At 30.0% G+C, this 19,014-nt stretch carries 18 protein-coding genes; 2 read left to right on the top strand and 16 right to left on the bottom strand.

Going from position 1 to position 19,014, the window contains the following annotated elements:
• Positions 1 to 3: 3 nt before the first annotated feature.
• The 11 genes from DUT90_RS09340 to DUT90_RS09290 all read right to left on the bottom strand — a co-directional run bounded on the left by DUT90_RS09340 (position 4) and on the right by DUT90_RS09290 (position 11,510).
• Positions 4 to 813 (bottom strand): tetratricopeptide repeat protein, encoded by an 810-nt coding sequence (locus DUT90_RS09340; RefSeq protein WP_114426919.1) that lies wholly within the window; start codon positions 811 to 813, stop codon positions 4 to 6.
• A 68-nt stretch (positions 814 to 881) separates the two neighbouring features.
• Positions 882 to 1,928: a VWA domain-containing protein gene (locus DUT90_RS09335; protein WP_114426918.1), complete on the bottom strand. Its 1,047-nt coding sequence runs from the start codon at positions 1,926 to 1,928 to the stop codon at positions 882 to 884.
• 1 nt (position 1,929) lies between these two features.
• The gene (locus DUT90_RS09330) at positions 1,930 to 2,934 is read right to left on the bottom strand and encodes a VWA domain-containing protein (protein ID WP_114427654.1); all 1,005 of its coding nucleotides are present in this window, start codon (positions 2,932 to 2,934) and stop codon (positions 1,930 to 1,932) included.
• On the bottom strand, positions 2,921 to 3,853 hold the full coding sequence (locus DUT90_RS09325) for a BatD family protein (RefSeq protein WP_114426917.1): 933 nt from the start codon (positions 3,851 to 3,853) through the stop codon (positions 2,921 to 2,923). Before DUT90_RS09325 ends, DUT90_RS09330 begins: the two co-directional genes overlap by 14 nt.
• A gap of 67 nt (positions 3,854 to 3,920) precedes the next feature.
• Entirely contained in the window at positions 3,921 to 4,790 is an 870-nt protein-coding gene (locus DUT90_RS09320) for a DUF58 domain-containing protein (protein WP_114427653.1), read from the bottom strand.
• Positions 4,791 to 4,866: 76 nt separating this feature from the next.
• Positions 4,867 to 5,856, bottom strand: coding sequence for a MoxR family ATPase (locus DUT90_RS09315; protein WP_114426916.1), 990 nt, complete (start codon positions 5,854 to 5,856; stop codon positions 4,867 to 4,869).
• Positions 5,857 to 5,965: 109 nt separating this feature from the next.
• On the bottom strand, positions 5,966 to 6,730 hold the full coding sequence (locus DUT90_RS09310) for a UDP-2,3-diacylglucosamine diphosphatase (protein ID WP_114426915.1): 765 nt from the start codon (positions 6,728 to 6,730) through the stop codon (positions 5,966 to 5,968).
• A 36-nt stretch (positions 6,731 to 6,766) separates the two neighbouring features.
• Positions 6,767 to 7,510, bottom strand: a complete 744-nt coding sequence (locus DUT90_RS09305) for an MbnP family protein (RefSeq protein ID WP_114426914.1) — start codon at positions 7,508 to 7,510, stop codon at positions 6,767 to 6,769.
• A complete protein-coding gene (locus DUT90_RS09300) occupies positions 7,500 to 8,852 on the bottom strand; it encodes a hypothetical protein (protein ID WP_114426913.1) in 1,353 nt (450 codons plus the stop codon). Before DUT90_RS09300 ends, DUT90_RS09305 begins: the two co-directional genes overlap by 11 nt.
• Complete coding sequence (locus DUT90_RS09295) at positions 8,852 to 10,087, bottom strand: choice-of-anchor B family protein (RefSeq protein ID WP_114426912.1); 1,236 nt, start codon at positions 10,085 to 10,087, stop codon at positions 8,852 to 8,854. The genes DUT90_RS09300 and DUT90_RS09295 overlap by 1 nt, the downstream gene beginning before the upstream one ends.
• Complete coding sequence (locus DUT90_RS09290) at positions 10,074 to 11,510, bottom strand: choice-of-anchor B family protein (RefSeq protein WP_258848536.1); 1,437 nt, start codon at positions 11,508 to 11,510, stop codon at positions 10,074 to 10,076. Before DUT90_RS09290 ends, DUT90_RS09295 begins: the two co-directional genes overlap by 14 nt.
• 106 nt (positions 11,511 to 11,616) lie before the next feature.
• Here DUT90_RS09290 and thiL point away from each other — a divergent pair, with 106 nt between their 5' ends.
• The gene (gene thiL, locus DUT90_RS09285) at positions 11,617 to 12,663 is read left to right on the top strand and encodes a thiamine-phosphate kinase (RefSeq protein ID WP_114426910.1); all 1,047 of its coding nucleotides are present in this window, start codon (positions 11,617 to 11,619) and stop codon (positions 12,661 to 12,663) included.
• A gap of 302 nt (positions 12,664 to 12,965) precedes the next feature.
• Here thiL and DUT90_RS09280 read toward each other — a convergent pair whose 3' ends face one another.
• The 3 genes from DUT90_RS09280 to DUT90_RS09270 all read right to left on the bottom strand — a co-directional run bounded on the left by DUT90_RS09280 (position 12,966) and on the right by DUT90_RS09270 (position 16,337).
• On the bottom strand, positions 12,966 to 13,811 hold the full coding sequence (locus DUT90_RS09280) for a hypothetical protein (RefSeq protein WP_114426909.1): 846 nt from the start codon (positions 13,809 to 13,811) through the stop codon (positions 12,966 to 12,968).
• 184 nt (positions 13,812 to 13,995) lie between these two features.
• Positions 13,996 to 15,444, bottom strand: a complete 1,449-nt coding sequence (locus DUT90_RS09275; RefSeq protein WP_114426908.1) for a serine hydrolase domain-containing protein — start codon at positions 15,442 to 15,444, stop codon at positions 13,996 to 13,998.
• 59 nt (positions 15,445 to 15,503) lie between these two features.
• Positions 15,504 to 16,337, bottom strand: a complete 834-nt coding sequence (locus DUT90_RS09270; RefSeq protein WP_114426907.1) for a DUF5694 domain-containing protein — start codon at positions 16,335 to 16,337, stop codon at positions 15,504 to 15,506.
• A 167-nt stretch (positions 16,338 to 16,504) separates the two neighbouring features.
• Here DUT90_RS09270 and DUT90_RS09265 point away from each other — a divergent pair, with 167 nt between their 5' ends.
• Positions 16,505 to 18,205, top strand: coding sequence for an AraC family transcriptional regulator (locus DUT90_RS09265; protein WP_114426906.1), 1,701 nt, complete (start codon positions 16,505 to 16,507; stop codon positions 18,203 to 18,205).
• Between the two features lie 38 nt (positions 18,206 to 18,243).
• On the opposite strand, the gene DUT90_RS09260 is transcribed toward DUT90_RS09265, so the two are convergent.
• Both DUT90_RS09260 and DUT90_RS13365 read right to left on the bottom strand, forming a co-directional pair.
• Positions 18,244 to 18,711: a hypothetical protein gene (locus DUT90_RS09260; RefSeq protein ID WP_114426905.1), complete on the bottom strand. Its 468-nt coding sequence runs from the start codon at positions 18,709 to 18,711 to the stop codon at positions 18,244 to 18,246.
• Positions 18,712 to 18,820: 109 nt separating this feature from the next.
• Positions 18,821 to 18,988: a hypothetical protein gene (locus tag DUT90_RS13365; RefSeq protein ID WP_181858179.1), complete on the bottom strand. Its 168-nt coding sequence runs from the start codon at positions 18,986 to 18,988 to the stop codon at positions 18,821 to 18,823.
• Between the last annotated feature and the right edge of the window lie 26 nt (positions 18,989 to 19,014).

Below are 19,014 nucleotides of genomic sequence, written 5' to 3'. Positions count from 1 at the left end.
AATTTACCAATCTTTTTCTTGTTTTATTTTTTTGCCTTTTGCCTTTTTAGCATTCATTTTCTTCTGCGTCTTTTTTTCTTCGTTGTTTAAACTTTCCAACAATTGTTTAATTTGCTCAGGAGTCATTTTCCCTTGTTGAGGCTTAGGTTTTTGTTGGTCTTTTTTGTCTTCTTCTTTGTTGTTTTTTGGATTTTTTTTCTGGTCTTTATCACCATCTTTATCATCTTTCTTATCCTTGTCTTTATCGTCTCCGTCCTTATTTTTATCTTTATTTTTATCGTCTTTATCTTGCTTATCTTTGTCTTTATTATCCTTGTTATCTTTGTTTTTGTCGTCTTTATTTTGTTGGTTTTGTTTGTCTAACAGTTTTTGAGCAACTGCTAAATTATAACGAGTCTCATCATCATTTGGGTTGTTTCGTAACGCGTTTTTATAAGCATCTACAGCACCTTGATAGTTCTTAGATTCCATCATGGCATTGCCAATATTATGAAAAGCTTCTGCTTTGGTAAATTTATCTTTTGCAGTTTTTGCAGTAAGCTCATACTGCGGAATTGCTTCTTTAAAGTTTTTACTTTGGTACAAAGCGTTACCCATATTGTAGGCAGCCTTATCATAATTAGAGTTATTGCCTAAAGCTTTTCTATAGGCTACAGAGGCATCTGTAAATTTTTCTTGTTGGTACAAATCATTACCTTGACGTAGTAATTTTCTTGCTTTACGTTGCAATGCAATAGAGTCTTTTTGAGCTAAAATTTCTTTGGATGAAAATAGCATCGTAAAAACAATTAGTATGTATTGTAATTTTTTCATAATGTTCACTTTAAGACTTCTCGGTACAATTTTTTTCGTTCTTCAAAAATCACTAGAAGCGACAATAATTATTTTTTAACTTTTTCTTCATTAAATAAATCTACCTTTTTTAACCATTTTGTTTTCTTTTCAAATAGAAATATATCTGCAATTAAAAATAGCAAACCTAATGCCAAAAACCATTGAAATTGGTCTTTATAATCTGAAAACTGTTTTGTTTCAAATTCGTTTTTTTCTGCGTTAGCAATAATTTCTGAGATTTGTTTAACAGGGTTTTCTGTAACATTTCCATCAAAATATTTTCCATTGGCAGCATCTGCTATACCGCGTAAAACATCTGGTTGCCTTTTGGTAATTACCGTTTCTCCTTTTCTATCCTTTTTATAGCCAATCATAGACCCATTAAGACGTATAGGAATTGGACCTCCCTTTTCTGATCCTACACCAACGGTATAAATCTTAACCCCTTCATTAGATATATTGTTGGCAACTTGTTTGGTTTCTTCTTGATGGTCTTCACCATCAGAAATCATAATTAAAAACTTATTGGTTTGCTCATCATTATTATAATAGGTTTTGGCCAATTCTAAAGCTTCGTTTATTGCTGTTCCTTGGCTAGAAACCATATCTGGATTTGCATTTTGCAAAAACATATTTGCGGCTGCGTGGTCTGTAGTTATTGGTAACAGAGGGTAAGAATTACCTGCATAAATAATAATACCCACTCTGTCTGAACCTAATTTATCTATTATTTTAGAGATAATCTGTTTCGCTTTTTCTAAACGATTTGGAGCAATATCTTCTGCCAACATACTTTTAGAAACATCTAAAGCAAAAACGACATCTACACCTTCTCTTTTTACAGTTTTTAGTTTGGTTCCCATTTTTGGGTTTGCCAAAGAGATGATTAAAAATGAGATACCAATTAAAAGAATTATTAACTTTAATGTTGATTTAAAAACAGATGAATTTGGAGCCAACCTTTGTAATAAGGTACTATCAGAAAATTTCTTTTGGGTTCTTTTTTTCCACCATAAAACCAATAGAAATACCACAATCATTGCAGGAATGATTAGGAGTAGCGTAAAATAAATTGGTTCTTCTATTCTGTACATTTTATATAAAACTCTTAAATAATGTATTTCTTAATATAAATTCAAGTAGTAAAAACAGGAGTCCTAAAAACACGAAAATTCTAAATTTCTCTTGATAGTTATAGTACTTAAACTCCTCAATCTTTGTTTTTTCTAGAGCATCTATCTCATCATAAATTTCTTTTAAAGAAGTGTTGTCTGTTGCTCTAAAATATTTACCCTCTGTTTTAGAAGCTATGTCTTTTAGTAGTGCTTCATCAATTTCTACTTTTTGTTTTCTAAATCGCAATTTTCCTGTTCTGGGGTCTTTTGCCCACGGAAAATCTGCCATTCCATTAGTCCCAATACCAATGGTATAGGTTTTAATACCCAATTCTGTAGCCAATTCTGTAGCAGTTCTTGGGTCTATATTTCCAGAATTGTTTACCCCATCTGTTAATAAAATAATAACTTTACTTTTTGCTGTACTTTCTTTCAAACGATTTACCGCAGAACCTAAACCCATTCCTATAGCTGTACCGCCTTCTAATTGGCCCCACCTAAGATCTGAAATGGTTCTTTTTACAATACCTTTATCGCTTGTAATTGGTGTTTGTGTAAAACTTTCACCGGCGTAAACTACAATTCCAATTCTATCATTAGGTCTTCTATCTACAAAATCTATAGCCACATTTTTTAGTGCTTCTAAACGGTTTGGTTTTAAATCTCTAGCAAGCATACTTGCAGAAACATCTATGGCCATAACAATATCAATTCCTCTATTAGACTTTGTTTTTTTGCTTACAGAAACGTTTCTTGGTCTTGCTAAAGCTATAATAATTGCAGCCAACGCTAGTAAACGCAACAAATACAAAAGTGGTTTTAATTTTGCTATTAAAGAATCTTCATTAAAACCTTTAATACTAGGTATGGTTAAGATAGCGACATCTTTTTTACGTATAAAAAAGTACCAAACTGCTAGCAATGGTACTAGAATTAGCAACCATAAGAATTCAGGACTATAAAATTCAAAATTACTCCAATTCATCTGCATCGTCTTTTTCTTCTACTATAGGTTTTGGTTTTAAATTGGCAACAATGTATTCTGCGTCTTTTCTGTCTTCTTCTATTTCTGGAGCTAAGGGTTTAGATTTTGCAAATTTTACCAAATCTGCCTCTCTTAATAAACTGTTTAATTTATCTATGGTTTCTTGAGAGGTTAAGATGGTGTCAGACTTTTTAAAGTCTTTTAGCATATCTAAAATCTCATCTGTAGTTTTTTCTAATGCAGGCACACTTAGTTCACGTTCTATATAACCTCTAACAATTTCTGTCAACTCGCTATAGTATTCTTTAATTTGGTTGTTTTGCCAAAGTTGTTTTTCGTCCAATTCATTTAGGCGATAGATAGCTTCATCGTAAGGAGGTAAGGCTTTGTAAGTAGGAGTTTCTTCCTCTTCTTCTTTTCGTTTTCTTATTACAAACCAATAAATCCAAAAGCCTATAATAGCCAAAGCTGCTAAAATAATGTAGATATATACCTTAAAATCATCAAACGTATACGGTTCACTTTTTATAGATTTAATAGGAAATTTTTTAACCTTAGTGGTGTCTATGGCAACAGTTGCCACATTAACCAATAAAGAATCTGTAAGATAGGCTTGATTTTTAACAAAAATTTGTTGTTGAGGTATATAATACGCACCACTATCAAAACCTGTTAAAATGTACTTTTTAATCAGCGTATTTTTTACGGTATCTATTTTGGTAGAATCTACAACTTCTAATCCGTTTAGTTGTAATTTAGGAATGATAACATTCTGAATCTCTTCTACAGAAATTTTTAAGTTAAACTGTTCGCCAATTCTAATATTGGTAGTATCTATTTCAGCCTTAACCACAGGTGTTTGCTGAGCATAACTAACAGTAGAAATTAATAGTAATATGTAGAATAATTGTTTTTTCATTATAATAGTTCTTAATACAAATTTGTTCATTTTTTCTCAAATTTATCAGAACTGATGTTTTTTTAAATTAACGACCTTTATGTTTAAAATAACCTAATAGTTTTTTTACGTATCCCTCATCTACCCTAACGTTAACTGTACCTGCACCACTTCTTTTAAACATGTTTGTAAAATAATTAGATAAACGTAGTGCGTTGGTTTTGTAGTTCTTACGAATAGATTTTGATGAAGTATTAATCAATTGTACGCTACCAGTTTCTGCATCTAGCATGGGTACCATTCCTAAATTTGGGATTTCTTCATCGTGTTTGTCATATATTCTTATGCCTGTTAAATCGTGTTTTTTTCCTGCAATTTTTAGTGTTTTTTCATAATCATCATCCATAAAATCAGATAGTAAAAAGACAATTGCTCTTTTTTTCATGACACTAGACAGAAATTTTAAGGCAATAGCTATGTTGGTTTTTTTACTTTTTGGTTGAAATTCTATCAACTCTCTGATGATTCTTAAAACGTGACTTTTTCCTTTTTTAGGCGGAATGAACAACTCGATATCATCAGAAAACAAAATTAAGCCTACCTTATCGTTATTTTGTGTGGCAGAAAACGCTAAAGTTGCTGCAATTTCTGTAATAGTTTCTCTTTTAAATTGATTTGAAGTACCAAATAATTCTGACCCAGATACATCTGCCATCAACATCATGGTAAGTTCGCGTTCTTCTTCAAAAACTTTTACATAAGGTTCATTATAACGTGCTGTAACATTCCAATCTATAGCTCTAACATCATCTCCAAATTGGTATTGACGTACTTCAGAAAAAGTCATACCTCGTCCTTTGAATGATGAATGATATTCACCACCAAAAATATGATCAGACAAACGACGTGTCTTAATCTCTATTTTACGAACTTTTTTGAGTATTTCTTTGGTATCCATTTTTTCAATTGTCAATTATCAGTTATCAATCATCAATATTATTTTTTGATAATTGTTCTTGTATATTGATAATTGTCTAAGGTACTTCTACTTCGTTGATAATTGAGTTGATAATATCTACAGAAGTCACATTTTCGGCTTCGGCCTCGTAAGTAATTCCTATTCTATGACGCAAAACATCTGTAACTACAGCTCTTACATCTTCTGGTATTACATAACCTCTTCTTTTAATAAAAGCATAACATTTAGCTGCTTTTGCCAAATTGATACTTCCTCTTGGAGAAGCTCCAAAACTAATTAAATCTTTTAAATTTGAAAGGTTGTATTTCTCTGGGTAACGTGTTGCAAAAATGATATCTAAGATGTATTTTTCTATTTTTTCATCCATGTATACCTCGTTAGCAGCTTGTCTTGCTTTTACAATTTGCGCTACAGAAATTACAGGGTTTACTGTGCCAAAACTACCATTTAAATTGCTTCTCATAATGGTTTGTTCATCCGATAATTTAGGATAATCGATAACCACTTTTAACATAAAACGGTCTACCTGTGCTTCTGGTAAAGGATATGTACCTTCTTGTTCTACAGGGTTTTGTGTTGCCATTACTAAAAAAGGTTCATCTAGTTTAAAGGTTTCATCTCCAATAGTAATTTGACGTTCTTGCATAGCTTCTAACAATGCAGATTGTACTTTAGCAGGTGCTCTGTTAATTTCATCTGCTAAGACGAAGTTGGCAAAAATAGGGCCTTTTTTTATTGAAAAGTCATTAACTTTCATATTATAAATCATGGTACCAACTACATCTGCAGGTAATAAATCTGGCGTAAATTGTACTCTACTAAAACTACCTTGTACAGCTTTAGATAATGTATTTATGGCTAGGGTTTTTGCCAAACCTGGAACTCCTTCTAAAAGAATATGCCCGTTTCCTAAAAGACCAATCAACAAACTTTCTATCATCTGTTTTTGCCCAACAATTACTTTATTCATTTCTAAAGTAAGTATGTCTATAAAGGCACTCTCTCTTTCTATTTTTTCATTAATAGCTCTTACATCTACATCCATTTTGTTACTGTTTAATTTTTATTACAAACAAAGCTACAATTTTAACAAAATTATTTTGTTAAAACAAGGTTAAAAGCATCTAGTGTTTATAGTGGTTTTAGGCTATTTGTTAGTTAAACTTTGTTAATTGAAAATTACCGTTGCTAAAAGTGCCAAAAGTGAAGTAGGTTATCCAATCTCCAAGGTTAAAATAGGTAGAGTTTTCTTGTAGTTTTATATCTAGTGGAAGGTGCCTGTGCCCAAAAATAAAATAATCATAGTGTTTTTGGGTTAATATTTGTTTGCAATACAAAACTAACCATTCGTTTTCATCACCTAAATATTTGGCATCTTCATCACCCGAAATAAGTTTGTTTTTTACAGACATGTAATGCCCCAAACGAACTCCCAAATCTGGGTGAAACCACCTAAACATCCATTTAAATAAGGGAAAAGTAAATACTTTTTTCATTCTTTTATAACCTTTATCTCCAGGTCCTAAACCATCTCCGTGACCAACTAAGAATTTTTTATGGTCTATAAGTACTTCTTGAGGAGAATGAAAAATAGGAATATTAAGTTCTTCTTCAAAGTAATCATTCATCCATAAATCGTGATTACCTACAAAAAAATAGATAGGAATTCCAGAGTCTTTAATTTCTGCTAATTTGCCTAAAACTCGCACAAATCCTTTAGGAACAACTGTTTTATACTCAAACCAAAAATCGAACAAATCTCCTAATAAAAAAATAACTTCTGCATCTTTTTTTATAGTATCTAACCAAGCTATAAACTTTTTTTCGCGTGGAAAACTCAATTCTGGAGTAGGTGCACCCAAGTGTTGGTCTGATGCGAAATAGACTTTTTTATTTTTAGAAGTAGTAATTGTTATCAAAAAAGAAACAGATTTAGGACGTAAAAATAGAAAAACTTATTGACTAATATTGCCTAAGCTAAATACTGTTTTTCCGTTTGCACTCATTAGTTTTTGAGCTTCAAAATTTGGCATTAGTACTGTGTTTAGGTTATTTAAATTCCATGTATTAGGGTTTTTAAACCATTCTGCAATATTAACTTGTATTTCTATAGTTGTATTGTTACTAATGTTTACTGTACCTAAATTTACCGTAAAAGAGGTGTCTTTAAATTGTAAGTTGTCTGGGTTATTTCTGTTAACAGCTCTAATGGTGTGGTAGTTAAAGTTAGCATCTAGGTTGTTGGTATCTTTATATTTACCATCAAATTGCATGTAATGATACCCTCCGCCCAACATTGTAGGAACGTTAAAAGAAACAGCATTTAAATCTTGATAGATACCGTCTTGATTATCTGTATCTGCAAAACCGAATGTGAATGTTATAGGTTGATTACCTGTCTGTACATCGTCTATTTTTAATGATAAACCTGAAGCTTCACCAATATTTATAAGTTGATAATTGGTGGTAACCTCTGCAACAGAAATATTAGAAAGTACGTATCTTAAACGATTGATGCTGATTTGCTCACCATTTTTATTGGTGAATTTAAAATCATTAAAGTCTGAAGCATTTATAGTTGTTCCATCCCAATGATGTGTAAAAAGTAAGGTTACATTTGCATTTTGTGATAGCGTATCATTGTCGTCACAAGATAGTATTAAGGTTAGCAAAATGAGTAGGATAGTATTATTTTTCATCTGTTTGTATATTGATAATTAGTGCGTCAGAGAATCCTTTATTTTCTTTTATATCTCCGTTATTACTGCTGCTTTCTCCTACTGCAATTATACTTTTATTTTCTAACTCTATAGCATCGTATAAAAAATCAATTTCAGAACCTCCAATGGTTTTTTGCCATTGTAAAATTCCATCAGCATCAATTTTAATTAAGAGCGCATCATTTTGTCCTTGATTAACAAATCCATTATCTGCACTTCTAGAACTCCCAGAAATTAAAAATCCGTTATCTTGAGTATTACTGATTGAGCGAGCAACGTCAAAACTGGCAGCCCCAATGGTTTTTTCCCAAATTAAATTACCATTGGTGTTTATTTTTATGATCCAAATATCTGCACCGCCATTGTTTATTTTTATATCTTTATCAGTACTTCTTGTATCTCCAACAATGATAAAATTACTATCATTAGAAGTAGTAATGGCTCTTGCTTGGTCAATCTCAGAACCTCCAAAGCTTTTCTGCCAAAGAAGTCTTCCGTCAGCAGCAATTTTTAAAATCCAAAAATCATAAGAGCCTTTGTTGTTGGTAATATCGATATCATTACTATCTGAAGAACACGCTAGTATGTATCCATTGTCTTCAGTTTTTACCACCCCTAAAGGGGTATCTGTAAAAGAACCACCATAAAACTTACTCCATTCTGTGGCTCCATTATTATTAATTTTAATAGCCCAAACGTCTCCTCCTGCATGACGTCTTGCTGTTTTGGCATTACCTAGACCATTAGAAGCTGTTACATCTAAACTTCCTGTAATTAAGTACCCATTATCATTAGTTTCTATACAAGTTGTGCCAAAGTCTGCCCCTGAAAAGCCAAATGTTTTTTGCCAAAGAATGCTTCCTTTTTCGTTTAATTTGAGTACCCAAAAATCTTGATTACCAGCATTTTTAGAAACATCTAAATCGTTACTTCTACTGTGGCCTGTTACTAAAAATCCGTTGTCATTGGTTTGAATGATGTCTGCACCTCTATCATCTTTAGAACCTCCGTAGGTTTTTTGCCATTGTAAGTCATTGTTTTTATCATATTTTAAGAGCCAATAATCAAAACTTTCATTGTCTTTTGTAGCAACGTCTTTATCATTGCTTTGTGTATAGCCTAAAGTAATATATCCTTTATCTGTAGTTTTAATTACAGCTTGTAATACGTCATTTTTAGAGCCCCCAAATGTTTTTGTAAAACTTTCTGGATTCTTGTTTATAATTGGTGTTTCTGGTTCAGCTATCTCAATATTTTCATTAGAACAACTGTAAGAAATTAAAATACAATAAAGAATGTATCTAAAGTTTTTAAAACCCATTAAGACTTACTTTTTCTAATGACAAAAAGACCTCTATCAATATCACTTACAATAATGTTTCCGCTAGGAAAAAAAGGATACACGTTCCAAGCTCCATCAAAAAGAGTACTGTTATTTTCTGGATGTGTGTCAAAAAAACCAACTTCTGTAAACGATTTGCTACGAATCTGAGAAATATCTATAATTCTGACACCGTTTGTATAACTTGCTTGAAAAAATAAATCTCCTTTTACATATCCGTTATGGTCTATGGCTTCAGTTTCTCCAAAATAATCAAAATGAAAAGTAGGGTTGTCTAAATCTGTCAAGTCAAAAATAATTGTTCTGGTATTGCCTCCAAAATTTTGTTCGTCCAATTCATCTCCTAATAAAAAATATCTAAAATCTTCTGTAAACCAACCTTGATGTGAATAACCAATATTAGGATAGGTAACTGATGAAATTGCTGTTGGATTTTCTTTGTCTGTTACGTCTACAATAACAATTTCGGTTTCGTTACTACCAATTAAAATTTCTCTATTTGTATAATCAGTATCAGGTCCATTATAAGTGACAACCTGTGCATCATGAGAGTAAGTACCCTCTGCAAAACCACCTGCAGGTATAGGGTTAAAAGGGCTATTTAAATCTACAAAATGTGGGCCACCATCAAAAGTAGAAGTTCCTACTGCGTAGGCATAACCTGTGTCTTCATTAATTACAAGATTATGCGCATTTCCAAATTCGCCATAAAAGGCATCTTCAGTGAATTCTATAGGAGGATTTACAACATTTCTTAGTCCTATTAAATTAAATAACTGCATTCCATGATTAGGAGCTTCACTGACAATATAGGCTATAGAATTGTGCACTTTTATATCTCGCCAAGGGCTGTTTTCAGTTTTTGTTTTTAAAGTTCCTAAAATAATAGATTTGGCAGGATCTGTAATGTCTACAAAAGTAACTCCACTGTTTGTGCACATTAAGGCATATTCTTTTAAGGTTTCAGGATCTGTCCATCCCCAACAGTCATTTCCTTTTTCTGCACCAATTTCTTCAAGAGAAATATGGGTAAGTAAATCGTAATCATTACATGGATATTCACCAGCAAAACCGTTTATGCATTCTGCCATGGGAGTAATGATAATTTGTTCTCCGCTCTCAAAAACATCTTTTTTAGAGCAGTTAACTAAAAATACCAACGTTAGTACATAACTAGTATTTTTTATAGGATGATATAGTTTATTGAACCACATATTTTTGAGTTTTTAAATTGTTAATTTTAATGAAATAGACACCTTTACGATAGTTTTTTATGTTTAAAACGTAGCTGTTTTGATTTATATTATCTTGTTCAAAAACTTTTTGACCTAAGATAGAAAATAGCTGTATGTTATTAATGTTTTGATTGCCTGAAGATTGAATAGTAACCCTTTCTCTGGCTGGATTTGGAGCTATAGAAAACAGATTTGCAATTAAGCTATTATTGGCACTTAAAGTTCCGCTTTTTCTAACCACAAAAAGACCTTTTTCAATATCATTAATCACAATATTTCCACTTTTAAAGTAAGGATACACACTCCAAGCTCCGTTAAAATCTGTAGCATTATTGTCTGGAAAAGTGTCAAAATAACCAACTTCTGTCATCGAATTTGTACTATTTGCAATATTGGTAAGGTCTAAGATTCTAAGACCAGCTCTGTAGCTTGCCATAAAAAAAAGATTTCCATTTACGTAACCATTATGATCTATAGCATTAGAGTTTCCAAAATATACAGAAGAAAGTTTTGGGTTGTTTAAATCAGAAAGATCAAAAACGAGAGTTCTGGTGTTCATTCCAAATCTTAACTCGTCAGTTTCATCACCTAAAATAAAATAACGATGATCTTCTGTAAACCACCCTTGATGTGTGTACCCTATTTGAGCATAACCAATGTCTGCCAATTTTACGACGTTTAATTTATTGGTAACATCTAGTATGACCATTTGATTTTCATTGCTACCCACATAAATTTCTTTACCTCTATAATTTATATCAGGTCCTTGATATGTAATTACTTGGGCATCATGAGAGTAACCGTCTTGAGTATAATTTCCTAAAGCAACAGGGTTTGTTGGGTTAGAAATGTCTAAAAAAATAGGACCCCCACCGTTTGCAGACCTACAACCTACTAAATAAGCTACAGCTGAGTTTTCATTAATAAAAATATTATGGCAGCTGCCAACATCTGTATAAATAGCGTCAGCCGTAAAATTTTGAGTAGAAGACACATTTCGTAGACGAGTTAAATCAAAAATTTGCATTCCATGGTTACCAGCATTATCAGCAACTATAAAGGCATAATTGTTATGTACTTTTACATCTCTCCAAACACTATTACCTGCGTTAGAGTCTAATCTTCCTAAAAAAACAGGGTGTATAGGATTGCTAATATCTACAAATGCAGTACTGTTAGACATAGCTACAATAGCGTATTCTTTATTTGTTGTAGAATCTGTCCAACCCCAAATATCACTTCCGTTTGGGTTTCCGTTAGTATTGGCTAAAGTAGCAACAGGTACGTTAACAAGTAAATCATAATCTTTACAAGGATATTGTCCTGCAAAACCATTAATACATGGAGTTTGAGCAGTCATGTGTTGTACAAATACAATACAGAAAAGTAGAAGTTTTTTCATAGTAAACATGATAACTATCTCAAAAATACTATATAAATTGAAAAATAAAAGGATAACAATGTTAAAGTAACTGTATCTTTTTTTAGAATGTACCTATCTTTGTAGCATGTTAGAAGATAAAAATACGCAAAAAACATCATTGGCTGAACTTGGTGAGTTTGGTTTAATTAATCATATTACTCAGTATTTTAAAATTAATCATTCCACTACTATAAAGGCTATAGGAGATGATGCCGCAGTTATAGACGCATCTAAAAAACAAACCTTACTTACTACAGATTTGTTGATTGAAGGTGTGCATTTTGACTTAAGTTACATGCCTTTAAAACATTTGGGTTACAAAGCTGTAATGGTAAATTTATCTGATGTCTATGCCATGAATGGAGAAGCAGAACAAATAACAGTTTCTATTGCTGTTTCTAACAGGTTTCCGTTAGAGGCAATTGAAGAATTGTATGCAGGAATTCAATTGGCATGTGATACCTATAATGTAGATTTAATTGGTGGAGACACTACGTCATCAACTAAAGGAATTTTGATTTCTGTAACTGCAGTTGGAAAAGCAAATAAAGAAGAAATTGTTTACAGAGATGGAGCAAAAGAAACCGATTTGATAGTGGTTTCTGGAGATTTAGGAGCAGCATATCTAGGATTGCAAGTATTGGAAAGAGAAAAGCAGGTTTTTCAAGTAGACCCAAACAATCAACCAGATTTAGATAACTATACGTATTTGATAGAAAGGCAATTAAAGCCAGAAGCACGTAAAGATATAGTTGGTCTTTTTAAAGAATTGGATATAAAACCAACAAGTATGATTGATATTTCTGATGGATTGTCTTCAGAATTATTTCATATATGTACACAGAGTAAAGTAGGCTGTAAAATTTATGAAGATAAGTTGCCTTTAGACCCTCAGGTAATTTCTGCTTGCGAAGAGTTTGAACTTGATTCTACTATGGTAGCTTTGAGTGGAGGAGAAGATTATGAATTGTTATTTACAGTACCTATAGCCCATTTTGATAAGATAAAAGGGAATCCTAATTTTTCAATAATTGGACATGTTACTGCAGAAAACCAAGGTTTACAATTGATAACAAGAGCCAACCAAGAAATTGAATTAAAAGCTCAGGGTTGGAATGCTCTGAAGGCGTAAAACAATCGTAAAAAAGTAATAAAAAAGCGGAAAATTTATTTTTCCGTTTTTTTATTTATATCACAATAATCAAAGTAAGTACACTTGATATTGTTTGTTAACAAGTAAGTATTCTTAACTCGTTGTGCATTTTGGCGTAGAAACTAGATAAATGTAAGTTCGAGTGATTTTGAGGAACGAAAAATTGTATCGAGAACTATTTATAAGCTAAAAATTCTTATTCTCGATACAAATTTTACTCATTTCAATCATAAAATCTATTCGAGTTGACAGAATTTTTCAAAATGCACAACAGGTTATTCTTAATTTAAATACAAATTAAAAAAATGTTCAACATTTTTGATGTAGTTTAGGTTCAAAATCCAACAGACCTCAGAGAGGTCAGAGAAATCCAAACCACCTTGTGCTATGTGTTTGTTGTTGTATCTCTTGTCTTTGCCATTGTATTGGTTAGATATATCTATTGCACGTTGCCATATTTTTAACAATTTAGCGTTTTTAATTTCGTTTTCCCAATTTACAAAAGCAGCGTCACTAAATCCTGGCGAACCATTTGCTACAATATTACCATCTGGTATTTTATGATAATTAGTATTGTTTTTTACAAATGCTAAACTTTTTGGAGCAGTAGATTTTTCATTCCAACTACTATGTTGTACCAAATGCACGCGTTGTGTAATATTTACTTTTGGTAAATCGTTTTGAAGGACTTTAATAAGTTTGGCTGTAAAATCTGATTGACCCGCTTCTGCAATCCAAATATCTCCGTTTTTTCGTAATATCCTTTTCGTAATTTTCGTAACTTTTTTTAATGCTTTTTCAACATCTTTATGTGCGTCTGTCCACTTATTTCCAAAAGCGAGGTCAAATAAATCATTTGGCGGAACGTATAAACCTTTTTGAATACCGTAGGTTCCTGTTACAGGATGATACTTTAATTTTGAATATTTAGGATTTGCTACTAAAGTAGCAAATGCAGCCACAGTGTGTAAATCGTCTACATCTGTTTTGCAATCAAATTGTACAAGAAGAAGATCTTTTTCTATATTAAATTCTTTAGTTAACGTATTCTTGTAATCGCTATTGTCTATTGCGAAGAGCAAAAAAGGAGTTGTTATTAGTACAAATGATAATAATTTTAATTTCATATTTCTAATTGATGAATTCGTGTTGGGATAGATGTCACTAAATAATTTACTTCAAAATTATTTTTAACCTTATGATAATTATAAAAAATAAGTTGCTAAACGAATTTAGTTATTTTTTTGTAAATAAAATTTTATGTTGTTTTAAAACCTTTTTTTGTAGAACTGTTCTCTAATTTTATAGCAATTACAATTGATTTATCTTTTCAATCATCAATTTTGCATTTTCATTAGCAGGATTTAATTCCAGTGATTTTAAATAGTTAATTTTAGATAATTCGTATTGTTTGTTATTGTAGTAGCCCTCTGCTAAACTATCAAAAGCATTTGCTGATTTGGGAAATAATTTTGTGTTTAATTTAAAAACTGCAATTGCAGCATTTAATTTATGTTGTTTTAAATAACGATATCCAAGACTGTTTAAAGAACGTTGGTTGTATACGAGTTTATTTTCTTGTATAGAGTGGTAAATTTGAGTATAAATTCCAGTAAAATCTTTAGTTTCAACTTTTGCCAAAATTTGATTAATTACAGGTATTTTAGGTTGTTGGTAGTTGGTTTTCTCTAAAATACCATCTATTGAATTGATTATCTCAGTCATTGGTAATTTACTTCCATGATTGGTTAGTAAAATATAATCATAACCATCACTCAAATTTTTCTTAATTAAGGTTCTAAAACCGTCTACAGAACCATCATGATTTACATATTTCTTTCCATTTTTATACTGAGTAACCCAACCAAAACCATACCCAAATTCTTGACCCAATATTTTTAGTGAAATTTTACCATTATTTAGATTTCCGTTTGTAAAAGCTAAGTTTAAAGTTTCTTTAGTAACTAATGTATTTTGGTTTAAAGCTAGGTTCCATTTATACAAATCATTTAGTGTAGAGTATATTCCACCAGGACCAATAACTGAAGATTTATAGCTCGATTTTTCACCTGTTAAACTGTACCCAATTGCCATGTTTGTTAGATTGTTAACCTCATCTTTTATTGCAGTAGTATTGTTCATTTGCAAAGGAGTAAAAATTTCATCCTTAAAAAAATCTGCTATATTTTTTTGCGCTACTTTTTCTATTATTGTTGCTAACAAAACATAACCACTGTTGCTATATCTAAAAAATTGATTTGCGTCAACTTTGGTGTTAGTATTTTGTAATAATACCTTTAACACATCATCATTACTAGGGTTTATTAATTTGTAGTATTCGTTATCTAAAATACCTGAAGTATGATTTAGTAACTGTTTTATGGTGATTTGTTTTAAACGTTCTGGATATTCTGGAAAAAAATCTTCAACTTTACTATTAAAAGATAATTTACCTTTTTCTTTTAAAAGCAGAATAGCCATTGCTGTAAATTGCTTAGAAACCGAAGCTAAATAAAAAACCGAATTCTCATCTATATTCTGTTTCGTTTGCTTGTTTTTGTATCCAAAACTTTTTTTGTAAACAATAGCATTGTTTTTTGTGACTAAAACAGCACCATTAAAAAGATCATTTTTGAAACTGTATTTAAAAAGAGAATCTAATTGTTTAACTTGTTTTTCTTTTGTAATATCTATTGTTTTATGAGAACAAGAGAACATTGAAATAAAAAAAAATGTGAATACTATTAATTTGAGTTTCATATTTGGTTCGTTTTATTATTTAGATACTCATAAAAAAATTAAACGTTGCAATTTTTACGCTATTTTATGATTTCTTTAAGTTCTATGGTTGTCCACTCTGGGGTGTAATCTATAAATTCTTTAAACATTGCAATGTGGCTAGCACCAGATACAATTAGTATTTTTTTATCATTTTCTTCTATTGTTTTTTGTATAATAGCATACATATATAAATTTCTTCTGTACCATTCAGAAGCCAAATGTGCACCTACAAAATTGTTTTTTTCGCCTCCTTGGTTTGCAAGATTTACATACCAATTAATATCTTCTTTTCTTCTTTTATCATCGTTGTAATAGAACAAAATTTCTGATAATGTTTTATTTGATGAAAATAGAGCATTTTCAGATTTTTCAATTTTGTTTAACTCTAAACTATCTTTTTTTATGAGTGTAAATTGTTTTGCTTTTTTCATTTGAGTAAATAAACTATCAAAAGGAAACACAGTTCTAAGGTCATAACCAAAAATCTTTTTATGGTTTAAGTTTTTAGCAACTCTAAACCCTATTTGATAATTTTCACTTCTTTTTACTTTACTATAATCTGTTGTTGTAAAATTTAAAAAAAGAGAATCTAATTGTTCTTGTTTACGAAAAGGATATTCTATAAATACTTTATCAGGATTAAAATCGCTTATTTTATCTGTAATATATTTTAATTCTTTTTGGTTTTTTGGTGTTAAAATATCACTAACAGAGATGTTAACAACATCTCCGTTTTTACTAGGATTAAAATTTTGAAAATGAAAAGTACCAAAGAGTAATACAGTAAGTTTTTCATTTACTTTTTTTAGATTTCCTTCTTTATTAACACAAGATAAACTTGTAATAAGTAATATTAAAAGTATTTTTTTCATTACAGATAAAGTATTACACTTTTTTCAAATGTAAATAATTACGGTTATTTGGGTTAATATAAAGAATTTATTTGTTTGTATTTTATAAAATGAATGATTGTATTAATAGATATTTAATCCATGTTATTTCAAAAGAGCTATCTTTCAAAAAAATATTTTGAATTTTAATGCATACAGAACAAAAAAAACTTTGTTTTAAAATTTTATTAGTTGCATTTGTTTTATCTAATGCAATTATATCTAATGCGCAGTCTAATTTAAATAATGACACTACAGCCTTAGAAAATTTAGAAAATAAAAGTTATTTAGATTTAGAAAAGGTATTTTGGAGTGATTTAGATAAATTTGATACTGTAAAGAAACTTAAATATGCAAAAGCTTACTTAAGAAAAGCTAAAAAAGAAAAAGATACTTTAGAAATTGCAGATGCTTATTTCATGATGACCTATTGTTCTAAATTAAATACTTTATCTTATTTAGATTCTATAATTGGTGTTACCAAAAATAAAACATTTAAAAACCAACCCATAAATGCTTATATTCTCAAAGCTAGCATTTTTGGCCAAAAAAATGATTATAAGCGTGCTTTACTTAACTTAGAAAAAGCTAATTTTTATGCAAAAAAACAAGGGAGTGTTTTACAGTTAAATGATATTAAATATTTTATATCTAGATTTAAAACTAATCTTGGGGATTATGAATCTGCTAAAAAACTTCAAAAAGAGCTTGTCTTGTATTATAAAAACTCTAATGATTTTTATTCCAAAAGAGCCTATGTTGTTGTTTCAGAAGCTTATGCAAATTCACTTAATTTTCTAAATAAACCAGATTCTGCTCTTTTAATTGTTAAGAATTTAATACCCTTAAGTTTAAAAACTAAAGATAGCATTATCTACAATAAATTATTAATATCATCTGCAATATCTAATTACCAAACAGGCAATTACAAAATAAGTTTAGATAGTATTAATAAACTTAAAGAATACAATAGAAGAAAAGTTTTTAGCACAGATGTAGACATTTTGATAAACCTATACGAAGGTAAAAATTATTTAGAACAACAAAAAAAGAAGCGTGCTATACAATGTTTTAAAAAAGTAGATTCAATTTCGAGTGCTAAAAACTATTATCATAGTTATGTTAGAGAAAATTATACGTTAATGTATAACTATTACAAGAACAATAATGATATTAATAACCAATTGCATTATATAGATAAACTTTTAGTTACTGATAGTATTTTAAATAATGATTTTAAATATTTGGCTAAAAATGTAAATGATAAGTTTACAAAACCAAACCTCATAGATAGTAAACAGAAAATTATCAAATCCCTAGAAAAAGAAAAAACTAAAAGAATTTCTCTAATGTTTGCTCTATTGTTTTTAATTATATTGATAATAATAATTACTTTAAGAAATATTAAAAGAAAAAAATTATATAAGAAACATATTGCAAATTTAGAAACCCCCAAAAAAGTAAAAAGTTATTTAATTGATGACAAAACTACTTTGAGAATATTAAATGATTTATCTAAAATTGAAGAAACAGATTTCTTACTAAGTAAAGATTTTAGTCTTGTATTATTAGCAAAAGAACTTGAAACAAACACCTCTTATTTATCTAAAATAATCAATGAACATAAGAAAAAAACGTTTAAACAGTATTTAATTGATTATAGAATTCGGTTTTTAATTCAACAGTTAGATACAAAATTAATCATGAGAAAATATTCCATTGAAGCTTTAGCAGAATCTGTAGGTTATACAAATGCATCGTCTTTTACTAGGATTTTTAAAAATTATACAGGTAAAAGTCCTTCTGAATTTTTAAAGAGTAGATATTCTACTGATGATAGTCTCTTTTAAATTGATTGATTCAATTAGTTTTTACCATTTGGTGCATTTTATAATGCTACTACAATCAAATATTGTCTTGGCGGAAACTCCATAAGCTGTAATTCTTTATCATTAAAATTGACACTTTCAGGTTGAAAAAAAGAGACATTACAAAGCGCATTAGTTAATACCAATGTAAAATCTAAAACAATAGTTTCAAAATCATTTATAGCAACTGTGTATCGAAAATCAGATTCGTTTGGAACAGTTAACGCAATAGAATTGTCAAATTCATTAAAGTCTCCAAACTGACCTTCTGGAATAAAGGTAAATGATATGTTAGAAGAATTTTCTTCTATGGTAATATTGGTCGAATTTATTGTTCCATTTTCAATTAAGTTTACTCCTTCATTATTAATTATTTTGATAAAAAGCTGAGGCCTCTCTATTTCAAATGTTAAACAATTTATATTTTCTTTTTCATAACAACTAATAATTACCCCAAACCCTAGAACTAATAATATCAATTTTTTCACCTTTTTTACTTTGATAGTTGTTGTTATATTTAGATATAATTGATTTAAGGTTGCTTTTAAGAAAAGTGTAATTAGTTGCTAACAACTAAAATTTCTCTTGTATATTCAATTAAAATCCTAACCCAGGAGCTTCAGGGCTTTGGGCCTGTGCTTTTTGTGGATTTAAAATCAAATAGGTTCCTAGAGCAGTCAAAGCTGTGTATTTTCCGTAACTCCCAATTTTCTTTAAAGCTTCTTTTCGAGTAATAAAATGAGATTCGTTTATATTTTTTTTCATAATTTGTTTCTTTTTATTACCCATTA

This window comes from Polaribacter sp. WD7 (assembly GCF_003335085.1).
Lineage (GTDB): Bacteria > Bacteroidota > Bacteroidia > Flavobacteriales > Flavobacteriaceae > Polaribacter.
The sequence above is the reverse complement of the archived record's forward strand: the minus strand, read 5'-3'. Positions and strand labels throughout refer to the sequence as shown.